This window comes from Bacillus sp. J14TS2 (assembly GCF_018333015.1).
In the GTDB taxonomy this organism is placed as follows: domain Bacteria; phylum Bacillota; class Bacilli; order Bacillales; family Bacillaceae_C; genus Lederbergia.
The window spans coordinates 352,570-375,826 of sequence record NZ_BORE01000004.1; the positions used below are offsets into that span (position 1 = coordinate 352,570).

General features: G+C 36.1%; 20 protein-coding genes. 2 read left to right on the top strand and 18 right to left on the bottom strand.

The features are described from left to right. Positions 1-15: 15 nt before the first annotated feature. From KI375_RS08895 to KI375_RS08975, 17 genes are all read right to left on the bottom strand, one after another. On the bottom strand, positions 16-684 hold the full coding sequence (locus KI375_RS08895) for a class I SAM-dependent methyltransferase (protein WP_212973127.1): 669 nt from the start codon (positions 682-684) through the stop codon (positions 16-18). Between the two features lie 15 nt (positions 685-699). Continuing rightward, the gene (locus KI375_RS08900) at positions 700-1,026 is read right to left on the bottom strand and encodes an HIT family protein (protein ID WP_212973128.1); all 327 of its coding nucleotides are present in this window, start codon (positions 1,024-1,026) and stop codon (positions 700-702) included. Between the two features lies 1 nt (position 1,027). Next, complete coding sequence (locus KI375_RS08905; protein ID WP_212973129.1) at positions 1,028-1,510, bottom strand: NUDIX hydrolase; 483 nt, start codon at positions 1,508-1,510, stop codon at positions 1,028-1,030. An 11-nt stretch (positions 1,511-1,521) separates the two neighbouring features. Then, positions 1,522-1,671 (bottom strand): hypothetical protein, encoded by a 150-nt coding sequence (locus KI375_RS08910; protein WP_212973130.1) that lies wholly within the window; start codon positions 1,669-1,671, stop codon positions 1,522-1,524. 20 nt (positions 1,672-1,691) lie between these two features. Continuing rightward, on the bottom strand, positions 1,692-2,393 hold the full coding sequence (locus KI375_RS08915; protein WP_244852447.1) for a YjjG family noncanonical pyrimidine nucleotidase: 702 nt from the start codon (positions 2,391-2,393) through the stop codon (positions 1,692-1,694). A 119-nt stretch (positions 2,394-2,512) separates the two neighbouring features. Then, positions 2,513-3,475 (bottom strand): hypothetical protein, encoded by a 963-nt coding sequence (locus KI375_RS08920; RefSeq protein ID WP_212973132.1) that lies wholly within the window; start codon positions 3,473-3,475, stop codon positions 2,513-2,515. Positions 3,476-3,499: 24 nt separating this feature from the next. Next, positions 3,500-3,748 (bottom strand): GNAT family N-acetyltransferase, encoded by a 249-nt coding sequence (locus tag KI375_RS08925; RefSeq protein ID WP_212973133.1) that lies wholly within the window; start codon positions 3,746-3,748, stop codon positions 3,500-3,502. Beyond that, positions 3,712-3,933 (bottom strand): hypothetical protein, encoded by a 222-nt coding sequence (locus KI375_RS08930; protein WP_212973134.1) that lies wholly within the window; start codon positions 3,931-3,933, stop codon positions 3,712-3,714. Before KI375_RS08930 ends, KI375_RS08925 begins: the two co-directional genes overlap by 37 nt. A gap of 19 nt (positions 3,934-3,952) precedes the next feature. Then, positions 3,953-5,764 carry an ABC transporter ATP-binding protein gene (locus KI375_RS08935; protein ID WP_212973135.1) on the bottom strand — a complete coding sequence of 604 codons (1,812 nt, stop codon included), beginning with the start codon at positions 5,762-5,764 and terminating at the stop codon, positions 3,953-3,955. Continuing rightward, a complete protein-coding gene (locus KI375_RS08940) occupies positions 5,745-7,610 on the bottom strand; it encodes an ABC transporter ATP-binding protein (protein ID WP_212973136.1) in 1,866 nt (621 codons plus the stop codon). Before KI375_RS08940 ends, KI375_RS08935 begins: the two co-directional genes overlap by 20 nt. A gap of 166 nt (positions 7,611-7,776) precedes the next feature. Further along, the gene (locus tag KI375_RS08945; RefSeq protein WP_212973137.1) at positions 7,777-9,189 is read right to left on the bottom strand and encodes a multi antimicrobial extrusion protein MatE; all 1,413 of its coding nucleotides are present in this window, start codon (positions 9,187-9,189) and stop codon (positions 7,777-7,779) included. Positions 9,190-9,602: 413 nt separating this feature from the next. Beyond that, positions 9,603-10,250, bottom strand: a complete 648-nt coding sequence (locus KI375_RS08950; RefSeq protein ID WP_212973138.1) for a YesL family protein — start codon at positions 10,248-10,250, stop codon at positions 9,603-9,605. A 166-nt stretch (positions 10,251-10,416) separates the two neighbouring features. Beyond that, on the bottom strand, positions 10,417-11,265 hold the full coding sequence (locus KI375_RS08955; protein WP_212973139.1) for a carbohydrate ABC transporter permease: 849 nt from the start codon (positions 11,263-11,265) through the stop codon (positions 10,417-10,419). 18 nt (positions 11,266-11,283) lie between these two features. Then, positions 11,284-12,201, bottom strand: a complete 918-nt coding sequence (locus KI375_RS08960) for a carbohydrate ABC transporter permease (RefSeq protein ID WP_374706823.1) — start codon at positions 12,199-12,201, stop codon at positions 11,284-11,286. A gap of 184 nt (positions 12,202-12,385) precedes the next feature. Beyond that, on the bottom strand, positions 12,386-13,711 hold the full coding sequence (locus tag KI375_RS08965) for an ABC transporter substrate-binding protein (RefSeq protein WP_212973140.1): 1,326 nt from the start codon (positions 13,709-13,711) through the stop codon (positions 12,386-12,388). 143 nt (positions 13,712-13,854) lie between these two features. Next, a complete protein-coding gene (locus KI375_RS08970) occupies positions 13,855-15,423 on the bottom strand; it encodes a response regulator (RefSeq protein ID WP_212973141.1) in 1,569 nt (522 codons plus the stop codon). Positions 15,424-15,428: 5 nt separating this feature from the next. Continuing rightward, the gene (locus KI375_RS08975; protein ID WP_212973142.1) at positions 15,429-17,159 is read right to left on the bottom strand and encodes a sensor histidine kinase; all 1,731 of its coding nucleotides are present in this window, start codon (positions 17,157-17,159) and stop codon (positions 15,429-15,431) included. Between the two features lie 403 nt (positions 17,160-17,562). Between KI375_RS08975 and KI375_RS08980 the strand changes: the two genes are divergently transcribed. After that, positions 17,563-19,476 carry an FIMAH domain-containing protein gene (locus tag KI375_RS08980; protein WP_212973143.1) on the top strand — a complete coding sequence of 638 codons (1,914 nt, stop codon included), beginning with the start codon at positions 17,563-17,565 and terminating at the stop codon, positions 19,474-19,476. Between the two features lie 164 nt (positions 19,477-19,640). Here KI375_RS08980 and KI375_RS08985 read toward each other — a convergent pair whose 3' ends face one another. Further along, a complete protein-coding gene (locus KI375_RS08985; RefSeq protein WP_212973144.1) occupies positions 19,641-20,987 on the bottom strand; it encodes an ABC transporter substrate-binding protein in 1,347 nt (448 codons plus the stop codon). 634 nt (positions 20,988-21,621) lie between these two features. Here KI375_RS08985 and KI375_RS08990 point away from each other — a divergent pair. Next, on the top strand, positions 21,622-23,214 hold the full coding sequence (locus KI375_RS08990; RefSeq protein ID WP_212973145.1) for a catalase: 1,593 nt from the start codon (positions 21,622-21,624) through the stop codon (positions 23,212-23,214). The last annotated feature ends 43 nt before the right edge of the window (positions 23,215-23,257 follow it).

The following is a 23,257-nucleotide window of genomic DNA, read 5'->3' on the forward strand; positions in this document are numbered from 1 at the left end:
ATTAAAGGAGGTATCTCATAATGTGATTGTTGCCGCCCTTCTAAAGGAACGAACCTCTTTTGCAATCGTTAATTCCTTGATAGAAAGCAAACGAAATCCTGATGAGATAAAAGAGTTGATATAGTTTTCTAATGGACGATGGTAGGCACCTAATGTCCCCCTGATCGTTCCTACCCCATTTGATTTCCACCACTGTTCTGAATAACTTTTTATAACCCTTATGCCATTTTCTGTAGTTTCACTATTGGGAGACTGAAAGCATGGATGTGTAATGACCCAAATCATCTTGCCTCGCGTTTTTAGAATTCGATAAGCCGATCGAAACGCTTTTTGAAAATCTGGTAGATCCATCAGCATTAAACTCGACACAACCAAATCATAATCATTTTCTGAAATCTCCCTTAACTCCTGTGCATCATCCTCAACCCAGTCGATCGCATCCGCATTTGGATAAAGTTGCGCAATTTCCAACAATTCTTGGCTAATATCAATACCAGTGACATGCCCGCCATTTTTCAACAATCGATAGCTCAATTCTCCTTGTCCACATCCCAGATCACAAATTTTTTGACCCTTGATTTCCTCAGTATGCTTTAAGATGAATTGAAAGCTCAGCTCATTGATAGGCGAACGCTTACGAATGATATCATCATACGTCTTTGCAAATGCATCATAGCCTGCCATCCTTCTCCTCCTCTGCTATCCTTGGATCTTTTCTCCCGACACAATATGCCAATGCAAGTGTTTCGATTCTTGATAAGCACCAAGATTAGTAATGACGCGGCAAGCTCCATGCTCCATTTCCAGTTTCCTCGCAACCTTTTTTACAATATTTAATAATTCCACTAATAAATTATCATCATCTAGCTTCGTAAGTGAAGGAATATGCTTTTTAGGAATCGCAACAATATGGACCTGATAAAAAGGCCTTGTATGATAATAGGCTAAGACATTCTCTGTTTCATAGACTTTCTCCACTTGTGTATTCCCACTTAACACTTCATCACAATAAAAATCATTCGTCATCTTATTTCTCTTCCTTCCTAGTCAATCTTATCTTCAATTGATAATCTGGCTTCAATTCCCATGTCTCATATGGTACAAAACTTGTTGCCTCCATTGCATCAAGGGTTCGAGATCTTTGTTGCGGACGCGTAATATATTGATCAATATTTTCTTCGTTGATTGCTATGTAACGAGCTTCAAGAATCTCTTCCGGCTGAATCTTGATCTCTCCACTCACATACTCAGCTTTAAAGACTATACCCAATGTAGCTTTTGTTTGATTAAAATAAACTCCAGTAATACCAATTGGGCGAATCATAACCCCCGTCTCTTCATAAAACTCTCGACAAACAGCTTCATCTAATGGCTCTCCGACTTCAACATTACCCCCTGGCATTTCCCATGTATCTGAACGCCAGTGAGTACGTACAAGTAAAAGCTCACCCTTTTCATTTGTAACATACGCTGACGTCGAAATCGTTTGTTTCGGTGGTACATAAGTCATCTCTATCCCTCCTATTTTTTACTCCGAAAAAAGCCCATAGCGATAAAACCAACGCCCAGACCAATCATTGAACCGGCACCTGTTTTGTCAAATAATAGTCCTAAGCCAACACCTAGGATGATACATCCAATGAAAACAACACCGCCTCTTTCATAATTCATTCCGGTCACTCTCCTCATAATTATCTTCTTACTAAAATATCTTTCACCTCTTGCAAATGTTTGATCGTAAAGGATGGACGCATTTCCTTTTCCAACGAGAGTTTTTTAGGGTTATAAAAGCAAAAATCAATCTCAGCATTTACTGAACCATTATAATCATCAGCCAAAGAGTCGCCGATGAATAATGCTTCCTTGTGATCGATATTTAGCTGATTAAGAGCTGTTTCAAAAATTTTCTTATCTGGTTTCCAATAGCCAACCTCATCCGAGATAATCAATTTATCAAAATAATGATCGATTCCGCCTACTTTAAGTCGACTTCTTTGCGCTTCTCCGATTCCATTCGAGATTATTGCAAGCCTATACTTCTCATGTAAATTGGCTAAAAGATCTTGTGCATACTCCTCAAAATGACAAGTGTGACAAAACAACTCCCAATACCGATTTGCTAATATTCGTGATCCTGAATAGTCTAGTTCTAATTCCTTTAGAGTGTCTCTAAAAGAATATTCAAGTACTTCTAATATATGATGACCCGCTTTATTCCGCTCGCTCCAATAACGCATATTGATCTTTTGAAATCTGCTCCAAAATTGCTCCCAGGCAAATGTCTCACTTTGGCTAACCTCGTGTCCATTTACAGTATTTTGCATGGATTCCCATTCACTCGTAGAATAATTAAGGAGAGTATTGTCTAAATCAAAAATAATCGCTTTATACATATCGGACATGCCCCCTTTCAGCTAACTATGCCATTAATAATAAAGTAACGAAAAAATTTATTGTTTATGAATCAAATTCATAATTCTTTTTGATAAAACTCACTATTTGGTCTCACCAATCAGGCTAATCCCCCAGGATGCGTAGTTTCATTTTCTAGTTTTTTTAATAACTCATATAATTGTTGTTCCCCTCTATCGATCCATTCCTTGGTTTCTTTAATATGATGCTCCTCAATAATGCTAGTAATCCAATAATTAAAGTCTCCAATTTTATAATAGATCCTAGCGCAAAGATGACCTTGGTTGAATTTCTTCTTTGTAATAACTGTTTGAGCCAAACTATTCCAAGCGTCTAAATATGACATTAAAGCCTCTTCTATGTCAGTCTTTTTATAAGGAATTGATTCATAGTCCTCTCCTAAATGTTCAACCACCATAATCATCGGTCTTACCGAACAAGATTCAAAATCAATAAAAATAACTTTTCCTTCAGCATTCAAAATTATGTTGTGTAGTGATATATCCCCGGGATCTAATGTTAAAGGGAAGCTTTGAAGGTTCTGAATAACCACTTCTTGATAGGAAATACATTGATAAAGCAGATCAATCAATGTGCTCCCCAACATATTCGACAATCTTAATTGATGTTCTTCCAATAATTGATTTAATATGGAAAAGGCTGATAACTCTACCTTAGAAACTTCCTGAAGTTTTTCTATTTTAACAGACCATTCTGCCACCCATATCCCCAATGATGGGAATACTTTTTTAATATGATTGGTATCTCTAAAATTCGGATGAACACCGTCTACCCACTCTAGTGCTAACAAGCAGATATCATTATCAATTTTCTTGCATACGAAAGATTTAGGTACAGGATCTTGGCTCCCACTCAATACTTTGTTATACATAGTTATTTCATTCTTTAAACCTTTGTCATCGCCATATTTTATTAGAATCATGCTATCTTCAGTTGTTAGTTTTTCAATGACCCTGACATGCTCAGAAAGATAAATGGATTTACGTTTGATGATCTTTTTATTTAAAATTCCCTCAAGTTGATTGATTGTAAGCTCCTTCATAACCTCACTATCCTCAATATGAATTTAAAATTCTAAGGTCAAAATCATAAAACCATTTGCATCAACACCTTCTTCTTTAAAGCCAGCATGTTTAAAACAGCTAAGGCTTGCGAAATTATCTGGTTCAATTCCGACTTCAATTTTTTGTGTGCGTAATAGCTCCGGTCTTTGAAGGAATGTTTGCAGCATTTTCGTACCATATCCCTTATTTCTCAATTGAGGATGGGTTAATAAAGCTATTGAGGCTGTAGATTGGTGTCCCTTTCCATCCATATTGCCCCGACAGGCCTACCTTGTTCCTGGACAAGCCATGCCCAATAATAGGGGCTTTTTTGTACATACTGAAACCAATTGTTTAACGGCAAGGTACCACCTAATCGGTGCAATATTTCTTCATCCTTGAACCATTCTTCCAAAACCTCTAGATGGACTTCATCCAATCTATGAAAATCGAGCATTCCCTTCTCCTCCTTGATCCTACGCATACCACTGTGCCTGAAGACGATACATATTGGCATAATGCCCATTTGCTTGTATGAGCTGTTCATGGGTTCCTTGTTCAGCAATGCCGCCATCATGTAATACAATAATTCGATCGACTAGCTTACAAATTCCTAAGCGATGCGAAATAAAAATCGTTGTTTTGTCTTGAGAAATATCCTTAAATTGTTTATAAATCTCCACCTCTGCCTGCGGATCAAGGGAAGCTGTTGGTTCATCTAAAATGAGTAATTCCGCGTCCCGAATATAGGCGCGAGCAATGGCTACTTTTTGCCATTGTCCCTGCGAAAGCTCCTCCCCATCAAATTCTTTTCCTAGAAAGGTTTCATACCCTTTAGGTAAATCCTTGATTATTTCATCGGCTCCAGAGGCAAAAGCCGCTCTAATTATTTCTTTATCATCATCCATTTTTCCAATCTGACCAATCGCAATATTATCCTTCACAGTCATATGATATTTATAGAAGTCTTGAAAAATGGCAGTACATTTCTTTCTCCAGGAACCTAAATCTATTTTTCTTAAATCACTTCCATCTACTACAATTCTTCCATTCGTTGGTTGATATAAGCCTAATAGTAATTTGATCAATGTTGTTTTCCCTGAGCCATTATTTCCAACCAATGCAATTTTTTCACCAGGTTTAATACACAAATCAACATTTTGAAAAACAGGTTCCTGCGAATTTGGAAAACTAAAGCTCACTTCCTTGCATTCAACACCTACCGTTAATCGTTCTGCTGTTAGACACTCCCCTTTATTCTGTTCCTCTGGCAATTCTAGATAATCAAAAAAATCTTTCATATATTTTAAATCATTGTGAACCAATGCCATCGACCAGAAGAAATTTGTCAACTTGTCTTGGAATTGGATGACTGCTTGAATAAAAGCGGCATATTGTCCAATAGAAAGTAAACCCAATGTCGCTATATAGACAACTCCTGTTAAGACAATTGCAAAGGTGATCGTATTCCCACTAGAACTAACTAATTCTAGACGACTCTCCCTTCTCGCCAAATGAATTCGGTCAGCAATCAATTTCTTATTAAGCGTTTTCCAATTTTCTCTTATATAGTTTCCCAAGCCGAATAAGCGTATTTCTCGTGCCGCTTCTCTTGCTGTCAATAAGCTTTCGAGATAGTGTAGCTTCCGAGAATCCGCTGTTTGCTTTCGATCGAGAATATACTTTTCTGTAAATAATCGTACTCGAACAAGGGAAAAAATGGTACTACCAATCAATAGAACCAAAGGGATGCTCCAATGGATAAAGCCTAAATATAGCAATAAGGAAACAAGCGTGATAAAATCACTTATACTTCTAAATATAAAAGCCATCGTCGAAAACAATCTTGTCTCCAACCCCTTGTTCGCACGCTGTAATTGATCATAGAGTTCCGGATTTTCAAATTGTGTTAATGAAAGACGATGCGTTTTCTCGATGATAAATCTTTGAATATCAACCTTTATACGCTCTTGCATATGATCCCTCACCATGGAAACAAAAATATTGCCGGCGAATTGCAAGATAAGTGCAAATATAAAAAGCGCCACCCAAAAGGAAATATCAAAAGGAATTTCAGAGGAGGTACGTCCTCTTATCTGTGTTATCACATTAACCAATTGTTGTAGAGCATAAATCAAGAGAAGTGGGATCAACCCCTGGAAAATGGTCATGAACATTATAAAGAATACTTCCTTCGGTGCGGTTGATGTCAAAAGCTTAAACAACTTAAGCAAATATTTCCATCGCTCCCACGAATTTTTCCAACCTTTATCGCTCGAATGTGACATCCTTTTCCTCCTCTCGATCCTGGTACCATTCCGCCTGTTCACGATATAGATAAGCATATGGGCCTTCTCGAGCAATTAGTTCCTCATGAGTTCCTGTTTCCACTAGCTTTCCTGCTTGTAAATAGATAATGTTGTCAGCTAATTTCGCTGATCCTAAACGATGGGATATCAACATCGTTGTTTTCCCACCAGCTACTCGACTGAATTGCTTGTACACTTCATATTCGGATTGAGCATCCAATGATGCTGTTGGTTCATCCAACACTAAAATATCTGCATCCTTAAAATATGCTCTAGCAATCGCTACCTTCTGCCATTCACCACCAGATAAGTCTTTAGAATTTTCATATTCCCTTCCCAGCAGTGTTTGATAACTATAAGGAAGTTGAGTGAGCACCTCATCAATCCCACTTTGTTGGGCAGAATAACGTAATTTATCTATATCAGCAAAATGAGCGATATCGCCAAAGACAATATTTTCCTGAGCACTCAATTGATACTTAACAAAATTTTGAAATACCGCCGCCCCTTTCTTTCTCCATGTAACTGGATGAATGTCATTTAAATCCATCCCGTCAACAAGGATTCTGCCTTTTGTTGGTTTATATAGCCCGAGAAGCAGTAAAGCTAATGTACTTTTTCCAGCACCATTCTCTCCGACAATTGCTACCTTCTGCCCAACTGGTATATGCAAATGTATATTCTGTAGGACGGGTTTTGAGCTGCCCGGATAAGAAAAATAAACATTCTCAAAAACAACACCCTCTTGGATATTTTCTGGGGCCTTACTTCCTGTAGTTGCCTCTTCTGTTCCAATCTGTAAAAATTTAGGAACATACTGAAATTGGAAGAAAAAATCGGACAGCATTTCTCCATAATGAGAGATTAGCTGAATCGCTTGCTGATAGCGATTCAACATGTATAAAAAAGCGACAAAAACACCAACAGTAATGGTTCCATTTATAGTTGAATAGACAGTGCTGATAATCATCAGCGATAAGATTATCAGTAAAAGGATGGTGCCTTTTATGCTTGTGAAAGCTGTTTGTTTTCGCGCTTGAAGCAATTCCCCAATCAGTTGGTCACTAATCCCTTTCCATTTTTTTAGAAAGAAAGGACCAAGACCAAATAAACGTAATTCAGCAGCAGTTGAACGGGACGTTGACAGATTAAGCCAATATTGAAATTTCCTTTTTAATGGAGATTGTCGATAATTCACCCTAGTAAATTCTCGATTTGCTAAAATATTGGTGATAATTAACGGGATCGAGCCGATTACTAATAAGATGGCAGGAATTATGCCAGCTTTGGAAATAGCAAAAATAATAACGACGAGTTCCACAAGATGTCCTAATAAAGAGCCAATACTTTCGATTGCATGGGTTAATTGATTAGTTGTCGCCCTTTTCGCATTTTCTAATTGATTATAATATTGCTCTGTTTCAAATGAACGTAAATCCAATGCGGTCGACTTTTCAAAAATATGATTATTTAAGATACTTGATGTCTTTTCCTGTAATTGTTTCGAAATATAAGGTTGAATAGCGTTCACAGTATTTTTGATGAACATTGCCCCAATCAAAAGTAATACCCATGGGAACAAGGACAGAATCACCTGCCGAAAATCTGACCGAAAAGGGGATTGTTCAATTAACTGATTAATCAATGTCGTCATCGCCCATAATTCAGCCGCAAGTGTTAATCCTCCACAAAGATTTAAAATAAATAAAAGCATGGTCCATGGCTTCGAAGCTTGCCATAGAACAGCCTTAAAATAATTGAAAACATCCAAAAAAGCCTTGATTGGGTTCCGTATAGCGTTGAATTGATTAAATAGTTTTGTCAATCATCCATCCCTCTTTTCTATACTCCTTTCAGCAATAGGTAAAATCCTACTCGTCTCTTAAATTACTATTTTATCATTATTGTTAGCGTTCTCATACCCGAAAAAGGGAAATTGATATCCCAGAATTTACTTAAGACGAGCTTTTTCTACAGATCGTATACTCGCATTAGGTATATTCCGAAATCTCATTTTCCTTTGTTTTAAAAAGGGCAGGTTCCTTACTTACCCGTATAACATTGAATAGAACTACCGCCAAACCAGTCAGTTCACCAATAGAGATGGAGGCTGCGCCGATAATGCCATTCCATTGTGGAAAAAAGACTACAAAAATAATCAGGCAAAGAACAACTGTAATCAAATTGGCGATCTGTCCAATCAACATCTTCTTCGTCCTCTTTTTAAGCATTAAATAACCATTTAAAAAATCAACCCAGGGAAATAACAACGCACGGAAAAGAAAAAAAGTAAGCACAATAATCGTCATGTTGGATAGGGAGGGATCTGCTCCCATTATTACTTTCATAAACCATGGCCCTGCTTTGGTTACACATAATATTCCCAATAATACAGTGGGAATCAGGCTAATGATAATCATAAAACGAAGCACTTTTTCTTTATTTTCATCGTAAAATTGTAAAACAATTTGATGCGTAAACATAAAAAAACTTAAAACCAATTGACAGATACTATAAGCCAACGCAAATGAAGCAATTCCCGCCTCAATATTATTTGTTTTCGCTAAAAAGGCGTACACAACGGGAATGAGTAGCGTCTGTATGACAAAAAAGAAAACAAGTGGTGTGTAAAATCCCAGCATTTCCTTCTTCCCAACAGAGGGTTCTTTATTATCTTTTTGTCTGTTAAGGATCCGTTGCCCTCTCCAGACACTAATGACCATTTCTATGAGCATCCCAACTAAAAAGATCAGTGCTCCCACCATGCTCGTAACACGGTCTGTTGCTATAAATAGATATGCAACAGCGAACATGCCGATCAAGCGCAGTACGACACCAATTGTGATCCATTTTGTTTCTAGCTGATTGATCATAAATCCCTGATAAATCCCACGTATTCCCGAGAAAATCACGACCAAAGTAATTACTTTAAATGTTTGTGAGATTGTGTAAACCATATCCTCACTTGCATTAAAAAAGTATATAAATAACCAATCTCCTAGTCTTGTATAGCTAATCAATAAACTGATTGCCACAATAATCCCCGTAACCTGTAAGAAAAGAATCGTAATCGTTCTAAAGGAATTTGGATTTTTCACAAGCGCTGAGCTCGTTTGCCGTAGACTAATAATCGGACGTTCTATAATTCCAAATAATGAAAATGCAACAGCATAACATGCAATAATAAAAGTCGCATTTTCTCCTCTACTCAATGTCCCATTAATAATAATATGAGTAAGAGAGGTTAAGCTGGATGAAAGTGCCAAGGGAATAAAAAACGCACTTAAATGATTATATGTAAGCTTATTTTTCTTCGAAGTACTAATAGTAACACCTTCTATTTTTCGATTATGGAAAGGGGATTTTCCAGCTTCCTTTCTATGATATCCACTATCCAATAACAACGCTGTTAAAATTCTAATGAATCTCTTATCTTTTTTATAGGACAAGAGATTCATTAGAGGGATATAGATTTTATTAAGTTGTTCAATTCCCCTTTTTCTGAAAACTAAACAAAGAGTAATGATAGGACAAACGTAGAATACAAAAAAGGAGCAATATAAATACAAGTCTTATTATACCATAAAGAAGTAAATGATTTTCCCCTTGAGCAATTATCTATATGAACAGTATATTAGAAATGATCATCACTTATTCTTTGAAAAGAAATGCGCTAACCATAGATTTATAATGAATATAGTTACGCAATTCTGGCTTAAATAACGCTAAATCATTGTTCAGCCCTGATGCTTGCGATTTATACGCATTATTATTCCTCTTCATGTACTTTGTTTAAGTGTAAGGTAATTAGATCTAACTACAAGGCTGTTTGGACGATTTTCCTCTTTTCAGCGACACGCTCAATAGCTTGAAAACCTTGATAGGCAAGCCACATATTTGAATGGCAAAATATACTTATTCCGAAAAGTGGAATAAAGCCTGGCAGGTATACAAAGAAATAATAAGTTGCTACACAAGTAATCAACATGATGATCAGATTTAAGGGTTGTAAAAAGGCAATGAGCACAGCCTGACGCAAGTATTGAAGTATATTCAATTTGTAATGTACATAAACCGGGAAAATATAAAGAAAAAGCATAATAAAAACAATCATTATGATCAGCATCAAGAAACTCATAAAAAGATTACTGCTACCCTCAACATTTCTGAAAAAGAATAAATTAAATGTGATTAGACCACCGATGAACAGTAATGAATAGCCCAAACCATTGGCACGTAAGAATTCCCTACGATAGGCATGCCAAAATGTTTTGGCGAGTGGAATATCTTCCTCCCCTAAGGCTGTCTTTCTAGCAATTATGTAGAGAGAAACTGTGCTTGGGAAAATTCCTAGTATAATACCACCTAAAAGGCAAAACCCTAACCATAACAAATTTAAATAGAAAAAATAAGTGATCCATTTGCAAACATTATTAATACCGAATAATAACCGATTCATTTGCATTTTCTCTATCTCCTTCTTACAGATAACTTTACTAAAATGAAAAGAAGCTTGATTTAGCATTTAGATACCCTTGCTATCTTTGAAAAGTCGTTTTTCGCAACAGCAGTTTATTCCACTTGTTCTTAGATCATTTTTCTTAGAATTTTCAAGTTTAGAAGAAATTTCATTATGATTTCAACCCACTTGTACTAATCCCTTCTACAATGTATTTTTGAAATATGAAAAAGATAATAAAGACTGGTAACAGGCTAACTGTTGTCATTGCAAACATTGCCCCCCAATTCGTAACAGCATTTGGATCAGAAAAGAGTTTTAACGCCAAGGAAACAGGATACTTTTCCGGAGTCACCAGATAGAGTAACGGTCCCATAAAATCATCCCAACGCCAATAGAATGAAAAGATCGCTGCTGTCATCATTGCCGGTACAACCAACGGAACGATGATCCTAAAGAAAATGGAAATTGTATTACATCCATCAATTCTAGCCGCTTGATCTAACTCCGTTGGAATTGTCCTAATAAATTGCATGATTAAAAAGATAAAGAAAGGAACTCCTAAAAAAGTTGGTAAAATTAGTGGCAGGTATGTATCTACCCAACCAAAACTATTAAACATAATATATTGAGGGATCATAACCATTTCATAAGGAAGCATTAAGGTAAGCATCATTAATACAAACCAGAACTTTTTACCCGTAAACTTAATTCTCGCAAAGCCATATGCAATAAACGTAGAGGAAATGATACTACCAATTGTGGCCACAAACGTAATAATTAATGAGTTTTTAAAGAAAGTCGTAAAGGTAATCCCTCCAAAACCTTTCCATCCTTCTTTAAAATTGCTGAAATCCCATTCTGTTGGAATAAGCTTATGGGCATTAATGAAGACAGTCGAGCTTTCTTTAAAAGAACTCATAGCCATCCACGCAAGTGGATACAGCATTACCGCAGTAAAAATAATAAGCCCTACATGTAGAAGTATTTTATTATTCCTCTTTTTTGTTCTGATCTCCATTCTTAAACTCCTTTCTCTTTAATCACCATAATGTACCCATTTATCTGAACTTTTGAATATAAGTGCAGTAAAGAAAGCAATTATAATCAGCATGAACCAAGCCATAGCGGAGGCGTAGCCCATATCAAAAAATTCAAAAGCTCTGCGATACATGTACAAAACATATAACAGCGTGCTGTTCATAGGTCCACCGTTTGTCACAATAAAACTTGGCGTAAAAGCCATAAACCCTTGAATCGTTTGCATCACTGTGTTAAACAAAATAACTGGCGTTAATAACGGAATTGTAATTTTGATAAACTGCTGCCAAGGTCTGGCGCCATCTACACTTGATGCTTCATAATAGGTTTGTGGAATATTCCTCAGTCCAGCAAGGAAAATAAGCATAGATGAACCAAACTGCCAACCATACAAAGCAACAAGTGTCCAAATGGCCGTATCAGGGTCACCTAACCATGAATGTGTTGGAAGACCAATCATAGCTAAAATCGAGTTAAGTGCTCCATCATTACCAAATAATTGTCTCCACATAATGGATATTCCAATACTTCCTCCGACGACTGATGGTAAGTAAAGAAGAGTACGATATAGGCCAACAGCTTCTACTACCTTATTTAATACAACTGCTACAAATAGGGCAAAAACAAGTCGTATCGGTACAGCCGCACCCGCATATAGAAAGGTTACTTTTATAGACTCTTTCCATGTTTTGTCACCAGTAAGCATTCGCTCATAATTTTGGATGCCAATCCAATTTGCTTGGCCACCCATCGTATAATCAGTAAATGACAAGTACAAGGAATATAAAATAGGAAAAAGTGTTAAACCAATTAATCCGATAACAAAAGGAGAAATAAATAGATATCCCATACCTTCTTCATAATCTGTTTTTAACTTTCTTCTGTTTGATATTTTTAAAGACATATTGGAAGTTATATCTGCATTTTTTATTGGCATCTGCCATCCTCCCCCTTAGCGATCTTTCAATATTGAGATAAAGCAGCCATCTTTTCCTCCGCGGCCGTCCGTTGTCACTTCCAATCTATAAGTGGAGGATACCCCCCCACTTATTGCAGCCTTGCTATATAAAGAAGACCTGTTCATCTACAAGTTTTATTAACTAACGATTCAATATCGCCTCAGCCTCTTTTCTAAATTCTGCTGCTCCTTCTTCAGGTGCTAGTTTTTTATACATCACCATCTCGTCAATGTTTTGTAGTTCGTTAATAACTTCAGAGGCTTCGGCTGGAAAATTCGAATCAATTGGTGAACTGTTCTCTGTGACAAATTCAATATAATCAAAAACTTTTTTATCTACTTCTTCTAAATCAGAAACCATCTCATTTCGAATCTCTTCTTTAATCGGAATCCCACGGTCTGTCCCGCCAATATCAAAGACTTCTATTGTATTAGTAAAAAAATCGATAAATTTCGCAGCTTCTTCTTTTTTATCGGAGTTTTCGGCGATCGACCATAACATTGCTGGTTTCAAAAACATCCCTTTTCTATTATTCTCTCCAGGCATCAAGTTTAATTTTAGCTCTCTACCTGCTGCATCTGTTACAACTCCAACTTGGTTTGACCATCTCCAGTCGATTGCAGCCTTCCCGTGAACAATAAGTTCATCTTCTGGTCCTTGCACTTGCTGTGTTTCATCATAGCCTGGTAGAGCTCCTTCTTCATAAAGCTTTAAGTTCCGATTAAAATAATCAACTAAAATCTGATCATCCTCATACCCCAATCCAGTCCCATCATCATTGAACAGTTTATACCCTTGCTCTCTAACATAGAATTCAAAAACATTTTTTACTTCGGGCAGTTTCGCGCCATACTGACCCGTTTTATCTTTCACTGTTTTCACAATATTTTCAAAGTCCTCCCATGTCCAATCATCGCTCATTTCTACTCCAGCCTCTTCCATCATTGCAGGATCATAAAGAGCGGTAAAAGCGTTCGTGCCTGTTGGTATTCCTAAAAGTTTGCCTTCCTTCATTCCTGAATCTAAGACAACGTCACTTACCCCATCTAAATTAATCGTGCCATCCTCCAGAAATGGATTAATATCTGTTAATAATCCCTGCTCAGCATAAAGATTTAAATATTCTCCAAAGTTTTGTTGCATTATATCCGGAAGATTATTTCCTGCTGCCTGTGCAGCCATTCTTTCAAAATATCCATCAAATCCGGTAAATTCCGGTTCAATTTTCACATTAGGATTCTGCTCCTCATATAGCTCTATAATTTTTAATGTCATGTCATGGCGACCTTGGGAACCCCACCAAGACATTCGTAATGTCACTTGCTCGTCATCACCTGTCTGTTCCTGTTCTTCTTTATTATCACCACCATCGCTCGCATTTGATGAACCTTTCTCTGTCCCTCCTGAACATGCTGCCATCATTGCGATAAACACAATTGTTAATAAGAATAGCCAATACTTTTTCATACTTTTCCCCCTCTAAAATGTCCTTTTGAAAGCGTTTACTATATTGATACTATAGAATAGTTCGCCATTTAAAAAAATAAAATAAACAGACTTTGATGTATAAAAAATAGACTTATCAAAAGAAGAAAGTTGGGTTTTTGCCCTTACTCCTGATTGATAAGTCCATAGTGCATTTTATATTCAGTTGGCGTAAACCCTGTGTGCTTTTTAAATACTTGACTAAAATAACGAGGATTACTACCAAAGCCAACAAATTCTGCTATCTCAAACATCTTCATTTCCTTTGGTTGCTCCAGTAATTCAATCGCTTTTTTAATACGCTGTTCGATTAAGAAATTAGAAAAACTCTCCCCTACTTCCTTTTTAAATAACTTTCCAAGATAATCTGGGTTCATATATACAATAGTAGTTGCAATTTTCGTTATAGAAAGTTCTTCATCACCTACATATTTGTCCACATATTCAATTACCTGCCTTATAACATGACTTTGAATCTTCTTCGTATCTGTATAATGAAGCTTAGCTACATCTTCTGCAACAGTCACAATAAATCCTTTTACCTGTTCAAATGTTGGTAATTCTACAAATTGTATCATCTGTTTCAGTAATACTTTTTTATGATCTTTACTTGCTTGCCTAATAGTCGACATTAACAAATCCAAACTATGAGTTTTTACCTCCTTCTCGCTATAACCGTTCTTTTTTAAATATGAAAAAAAATTCTCTAAGTACTTGTGAATTCCCTTTAAATCTCCATTACGAATGACATGAACTAAATGTTGATGATCATAAGGAACAATCCTTTCATTAGTCCCTTGAAAATTCCAGCACTTTTTTGTAATGATACTTCCATTATCTAAATAAAATCGTTCGGATAAACTCTCTAAAGCTTCCTCATATAAATCTCGTATTTCATGTTGATTTCCTGAACCACTTATCGCTACTAGAAACGACAATTGAAAAGTTTGATAAAATATTTTTTGTACTCTTTTAATCATCTCTATAAAATAATCAACATTATTATCTCTTGCTAAAATAACAATTCTCTCATCAATCAAGGTATCCAATACTACACTTCGATCCTTTTTCATTTCCGTTAAGATCATTTTCTTTAAGGCATATATATATTCATAATTACTTTCATGTTCAATCATAAAAACAAACAATCTTAGTGGAGAAGAAAAATCAATCTCAAAAACCTTTTCGAGTTGTGCCCAATCCTGTACACCATAATCCTTATTGGTAATATATTCATTTAAGAATTGCTCTTTTGCTCCCGGAATCATCTTTTTTAGTTTCTGATCCATTGAAAAGATGAATTGCTGTGTACGGTTTTGTTCATCTACTTCTTCGACTACTTTAAGTAAAGCTTGCTCTATTTTCAATTCATTACTAGGCTTTAATAAATAATGCTTTACCCCGTATGCCATCGCTGTCTTTGCAAATTCGAATTCATCATAGCCAGATAAAATAATAAATTTTACTTGAGGATAAGAGGTATGTATTTTCTCAATCAACTCAATCCCATTCATTCCAGGCATTTTAATATCTGTAATAACGATATCGGGAACTTCTCTTTCCACATAGTTAAGTGCCATTTTCCCATGGTGTGCCTCTGCCACAAGCTTAGTCCTGCATTTTTCCCAATTAACTAGCAGAGCAATCCCCTTTAATATATTTATTTCATCATCCACTAATAAAACTTTATACAAATCTTTCACCTCGTTTGAAAAGGTAACTTGACGATGACTCTCGTTCCTGCTTCTTTTTTACTTTCAATATGGATACCATATTCATCACCAAACATTAATTTAATTCGTTCATTAATATTATGCAGGCCAATCCCTGTGCTTTTTGACTTATTCCTCCCTTCGAAAATAGCTTGAATCGTTTTCTTTTCCATTCCAGGGCCATTATCAGATACAATAATACACAGTTGCCTCTCTCTGATTTCATGAAAAATTTCAATCTCACAAGTGGAAACGATCTCTTCTAATCCATGTTGAATGGCATTCTCCACAATCGGCTGAATCGTTAGTTTAGGAATACTAGTTTTTTTTATCCCCTCTATGTTCTGAACAGAAAAATGCAGCCTATTTTCATAACGATATTTCTGTATCGTAATATAATGATGGATAATCTCAAATTCTTCCTCAATTGTAATGAGAGGAGCCTTTTTACTAATAATATTGCGCATCATATTACCTAATGACTCAGCTAGGTTTGATATCTTTTCCATTTTGTTCACTCTTGCAAGCCAATTAATAGAATCTAATGTGTTATATAAAAAATGTGGGTTAATCTGCGCTTGTAGTGCTTTGTATTGTGTCTCTTTTATGATTAATTGCTTTTGATAATTTTCCTTTATAAGCTCATTAATCTTCTCAAGCATCAACTTGAAATTTTTTTGCATTTGTCCGATTTCATCTTTTTGAAAATCTTCATTCTCAAAAGATACATCTTCAAATCGACCATTCTGAACTTGTTTCATTTTTTCCGTCAATGCCTCTATTGGTTTTGAGATAGCCTTTGCTGACCTTCTACTCACATATATGGTCAATAAAATCATCAATATAATAAAAATAATCATTAAATGAGTCATAACTTTCGTCTTTTCAGCAATATTGTCATAGGGAAGAATATTATAATAGGTAAGATGGGAGTAATCGGATGTTTGAAAAGTGATAAAATACTTTTTTCCTTCTATTTCACTAATTTGATAGCCCCACTCTAAACCAGCTTCGTAATTAACGACATCTAATATAGCGCTTTCAAAATTTTCATCCATATAAAGGATATCATTTTCCATTGCTATCATAATGCTTCTATCACTAGGTTCCTTCAAAACTTGCTTAAGTAAACTATTCATATCAATAGTGATACCAAGATAACCGAGATGATCAAGACTCACATTCTTCATTCTCCGAATTTGTCTAGCTGACAACAATTTATTCTGCTCTAGACTTGCCCAAACACTAGCCCCTTTGGATTGATAAATATCCTTATATTTTTCAAAATCCCCATTAAACTCGGGATCATAGCCACCAATATAATGCTCGGAAACAAGATCAGTTATTTGAACCGAGGTAATATACCGTTCCATATTAGCAAAAGCAACTAAACGTTCCGTTAGTAACATTCTTGTTTTATAGATTTGATAATCAAGTTGATCTGACTTAATCGTTTGCAAATACGTTTGAATAGAATTATCAGTACTAATTTGAAAGGAGAGCTTTTCAACTTTTTCAAACTCTTTATCCAATACTGTGGACCATAAAAGAAGGCTTTCAGCTGACTCTGCATAGATGCGTTCCTCATACATTTTAGAAAAATAATGAAATAATAGGAAAGTTGTTATCGTAAAGAGAAAAAGTAATAATAAAGTGATCGAGAAGATTTTATTTTTAATCGTATTAAAATAATTAAAAATACGGCTGATTTTTAACATGCCTCCTTATTTTAACCTTTCATCAAATTGCCAGATCCTGTCATATCTGTTGGTATTCAAGGAGTTAGAAGTTCACTTACATCCCCCCCCTTGATCATAATTTAGTATGTGGGTAGTCCCAAATCTTACATAGCCTTTTATATTTACTTTATTCGACATTATTGAAGGTACTCCTTTCTTTAGATTTAAATTTTTTAATTACATTAATTGAAAGAGAACTATTTTTTAAACAATTTTGTCTAGTTTTTTAATTTATATTTTGAGAATGATCTGTAAAAATATCAATGTAAACGTTTTCCTTATTTAAATAAGCAAAAGGAGGGATTTATTTTTGAATAGTCATTATGGTTAAACACACGTAATTTGTTTTCCAAATATCAAATAAAACAAAGGAGAAAAGATGATGAAGCTTAAAACAATGATTATTTTAATATTTTCTTTGTCGCTCGTTACTTCATCGATTATTTTGGATGGGAATCTAAAAATAAAAGCGGCTATGATTGATACCATCCCAAATACTACAAGAACGGTGATGAATTATAACAATCATTTTCTGTCTGTAACTGGGTTTGCCTCATTAGGAGTGAGCGACCGAAGTCATTACTTAGGAACCTCTTACTATCGCGAGGTAAGAACAGGGAAGGATTTCCTACAGGCTGTGGCGGATGCGAGTAGCGGAGATGTAAAAGTGATTAAAGTCATGGAAGATCTGAACTTAGGATGGAAAGCATTAAATCTAAATTCTGCGGAGCAAAAGAAGTATAGTTTTATCAGCAAGTATTCAGAACCAATGAATGGATATACAAATCCGTTATTAGATGCTTCTGGTGTTTCCCAGTTAAATATCGATAACGTCAATGGGTTAACAATATTTTCAAATAGCGGAAGAACAATTAGTCATGTTGAGATTAAATTACAAAGATCTAGCAGTGATCTTGTTTTTAGAAACCTGAATTTTGATGGAATGTGGCAATGGGATGATACTGGAGAGCATAAAGAAGCTGGCTGGTCCTTCTTCAAAATAAATGGGGCTAATAATGTCTGGATCGACCATTGTCGTTTTTCTATTGCAGCAGATGGTTTGATTGATCTTAAGAATGGTTCAACTAATGTAACACTTTCATGGAATGAATTTGGCTTGGAAGCTAGTGAAAATCTACCTGAGGATAGTGGGATTTACCAATCTATTCATTTTATGGAGGAAAAGTTTATTTCCAATCAACTTGATTCAGATAGTGTTTATTATAATATGCGAAACGCTGGAGCAACCAAAGAACAGATTATGGCTTACGCAGCTTATCATAGTAAAAGTCATTTGAATGGCTCAGGGGATAAAGATTATATGAATTATGTTGGAAGTAATGGGGTTGAAATTAAAGATGGGAATCAAAGAATTCGTTTGACAATCGCCTATTCTCGTTATCATAATATCGGTCAGCGGGTACCAATGATTCGTCAAGGCTCGGGTCATCTATACAATATATATCTCGATAACTCCACTCATCATAATGTACTAGATCATGTCGAGGCAATTGCAAAGTATGGAACAGATAATCTCTCCCGAGCGCTCAATGCACGCAATGGTGCCTCTATTGCGGCAGATACATCAGTATTTAATGATATTTATGAGCCAATCACAGGAGCTGAAGTTCAAGGGATGGATACGGAAAACATGAATGCGCCCTGGAATACATTATTTCGGGATGCATATAATCATAATCTAATTGTGAACTCGAGAATAACCAATAAAGATGGAACATATATAGGCAGCAGTTGGGATAATAATGGTGAGAACCTTTTTACAAAAGGGTTTAATTGGTATGATAAAGCAACACTGGGAAATTGGGCGTGGTCTTCTCATATTGTTGGAGTTGAAAATATGGATAAAGAGAATCCACCAACCGATCCATTCATGTTCGAATATAATTATGAAGAAACGTTACCTTATACCTACAATGTTCTTCCATTAAATAGCGTGGAGTCGATAGTTACCAAATATGCTGGTGTTGACAAAGTGACAATGGGGACAACAGATTGGTTGAAGACGAATTATGATCCAGTGATACAAAATTTAGTTGCCCTTGTAGAAGAATATTGGATAGAAGGAGAAATTACAAATGAGCATACAGCACACGCTTTATCTCTTCACTTGACTGCTGTTTCCCAATTTGAAAAGAAGCAAGACAATAAAAAGATCATTAAACATATGGAAAACTTTAAAAAATTGCTAGATCATCAGAAGAAAAATATCTCAGATCATGCATACGATTATCTCTTTCAAAGTGCAAATGCAACAATTGCCAAATGGCAGGAATAATTGAGGAAGTCACAGAAGAAATCCATTAAAAATTTGAAAGGTAGGCATCTACTATTTGTAGTGCCTACCTTTTTTCTATATTTCCTACTCGCCCGTTTGAATTGGATCTGTTTTTTTGTTAATTACAACAACCTTCTTGATGGTATTCATCTACATGCGAAATATTAATTCTCCTGACTGGCCATCTCCTCTTTTATTTTTATCACAGACTCTTCCTCCGTAACCCTTAGAAATTCGTTTATATCTACACCAGATTCTTGGTACTTTTCAAAGTCAAATGTGACAAACTGATCCCAAATGCTTTTAAACTCAGGTGGCTCTGCTGGTGTAGTATGGAATAAAGCTTCAATATTTTTTCCTGGGAGAAAATCATTTTCAGCCCCAAATTCTTCAATAGACTCTGCCGTGTTCAAAGCGGAAGGTGTCCCTATACGTGAAAGCTGTAATTGATAATCTTCTGTTGCTCCAGCTAAAATAAATTGTAAGGCTGCTTCCTTTTGATCACTATGATTGTTTATAACCCAAGGATGAATTCCTCTTGGAGAAGGGCCAATTTCCGGTGCATCAGCCCATGTTGGAATTGGTGCAATATCAATGGGTTCCAGGTATTCAACCTCTTTTTCTACGTCTTCTACATTTCCTCCTCCCCATTGGGCTAGTAATCCATGCCAATCAATTTTCATCGCTGTTGTTTTTCCTCCAAAGCTACATTCTTCCGCTTGATTTCCTTGAATATTATAAAATCTTTCCATTAATTTCATATATTTAGTAAATTTGGGGTCACTTGTTAACAAGACGTCACCTGTTTCAGGATCTGTCATATTTGCTGATAACTCCCATAATGGAGCCATTTCTAATAAATCCATTTCTAATCCACAATAAACGTTCCCATTTCGTTCTCCGGTTAAACTAGCTGCAAGATCCATCACTTCATCCCAACTCATACTTTCGTCCGGATTTGGATATTCTTTTCCAAACAGATCGAATACTTCTTTATTGTAGTAAAGTCCAAGAACTCCAGTTTCCTGTGGGATACCAATAAGACGCCGTTCCTTATCCCTTGAGCGAATTTCTTCTAAAACTAGTGGTTGAAGATGAGATAAATCGATGCCATAAGACTCCAGCATATCATCCAGTGGGAAAACTGAATCTAGCTTCTCTAAAGGTTGTTGCCCTGTAAACGCCAAAAACACATCAGGAGTTGTGCCTCCAGCATAAAGCTCCTCTAAATTTTCAACACTTCCATCCCAATCTATATGCTCTAATGTAATATGTGGTAACTGTTTTTCAGCATATTCTCCAATCCTATTCATAAAATAGTCCTCTCCCCAAGGTGTAGCCACACGCACCGTAACTTCTTCATCTGAGAACTGCATTTCGACAGTCTCATCTTTTTCTTTCGAACCTCCGGGATCATCTCCATGATCTAAAGTAGAAGAATTTTTATCGGAACAAGCTGTTAAAAGAAATATTATACAGAATATTGAAAATATTAAGCTCCTATGTTTCATTTATATCTCTCCCCTTTTGGTCTATTAAGCCATTCAAACAATTAGTCAGCGTTACAAAAAACTAAAATAGAAATACAAACATATTTAATGACTTTACTGAACATGATTAACTGAAATAACTGAAGATCGATCTTCTTTTTGTCTCCTTATCCCCTGTCCTCATCCTCTCTATAATTCTGTGAGTTTTGTATACAATTTTTACCGATATCGTAGCACAAAGGTCTATACACCCTTATTATTTTTAATTTGTAAGGGTTTACAATTGTTATCGGTAATTTAAAATAACATCAAGGTCATTGCTTGTCAAGCATTGATTTTTACTGTCGACTGAAATCTTATTCGGATGTTTTCTATATTAGATAAAGAGATTTTTCCGTTATGAGGGTTTTACAGGGCTGGATATCTCTTATGGCTAAAAAATCAAAAGTTTTCATATACTCTGTCGGTTTTTCAATCACCACTAATGCCATCCTCTAATATAGTACTCACCAATAAAAGAAACATTTGCCTCATCATAGGTCCGTTATATTATAAGCCTCTTTTTTAACTACATAAAAAAACAAGGCTATTTTCATTCCTTTCGGGAACATTATCCATAGAACTTATATTATAACTAGAAAAGGATGGGGATTAGATGGATAAGGGACGAAACAATCATGAAACCAATATTGAAAATAAAAAAACACTAACCAATCGCCAAGGACACCCTGTCACGAATAACCAAGATATTCGAACGGTTGGAAATCGTGGCCCAGCTACATTAGAGAACTATGATTTTATTGAAAAAATTAGTCACTTTGATCGCGAGCGAATCCCTGAGCGTGTTGTTCACGGCCGCGGGGCTGGAGCACATGGCTATTTTGAAGCATACGGAACGGCGGGTGATGAACCGATCTCAAAATATACCCGTGCTAAGCTCTTTCAAGAAAAAGGGAAACAAACTCCTGTTTTTGTGCGCTTTTCAACCGTGATTCATGGAGGACATTCTCCTGAAACATTACGTGATCCACGCGGTTTTGCTGTTAAGTTTTATACAGAGGATGGAAATTGGGATCTAGTTGGAAACAATATTAAAATTTTCTTTATTCGGGATGCAATCAAGTTCCCTGATATGATTCATGCCTTTAAACCTGATCCTATTACCAATATTCAAGATAGTCAGCGTTTCTTTGACTTTTGCTCAAATTCACCGGAATCTTTTCACATGGTCACATTTATTTACTCGCCATGGGGTATTCCAGCAAATTATCGGCAAATGCAAGGCTCTGGAGTCAACACGTACAGGTGGATCAACAGTGAAGGAGAGGCCGTACTAGTCAAATACCACTGGGAACCTAAACAAGGCATTAAAAACCTCACGCAAAAAGAAGCAGAAGAAATTCAAGCGAAGAATTTTAATCATGCCACACAGGACTTATACGATGCGATTGAACAAGGTGATTATCCGGAATGGGAATTGTTTGTACAAATTATGAGTGATGATGCACATCCGGAATTAGACTTTGATCCATTGGATGATACAAAATTGTGGCCTAATGATCAATTTCCTTGGATTCCAGTTGGAAAAATGGTTTTAAACAAAAATCCTGAAGATTACTTTACAGAAGTTGAACAAGCTGCGTTTGGGACGGGTGTCCTTGTTGATGGTCTCGATTTTTCCGACGATAAAATGCTGCAAGGGCGGACGTTCTCTTATTCAGATACGCAACGATATCGTGTGGGGGCCAATTATTTGCAGTTACCAATTAATGCAGCCAAAAAACGGGTGGCTACAAACCAAGAAGGTGGACAGATGCGTTATGAAGCAGAACGCGCACCAGGAAAAAATCCGCATATTAATTATGAGCCATCTATTCTAGGAGGATTAGAAGAAGCAAAACAACTGGGCAAAGAACACACTCCTGAGGTAAATGGCAAACTTGTGAGGGAGCCAATTGATCGTCCTAATAACACCAAACAAGCTGGAGAAACTTACCGGATGTTTGAAGATTGGGAGAAAGATGAATTAATCCATAATCTTGTGAATGATCTTTCAGGCTGTGATCAGCGTATTCAAGACAAAATGATTGCCTTGGCTGAGGAAGCAGACGAGGAATATGGTCGTAGATTAAGGGAAGGTTTGAATACTACGATGAAAGATCACGACCCGAATCCACTTGGCGCCAATGATGCTGAAAAAGTATCGAAGGAAACCATGGAAGATAGCCATGACGCTGATCCATACTAAAAAAATCTCTAGACAAAAAAACCGACAGTGTAAATGAAAACTG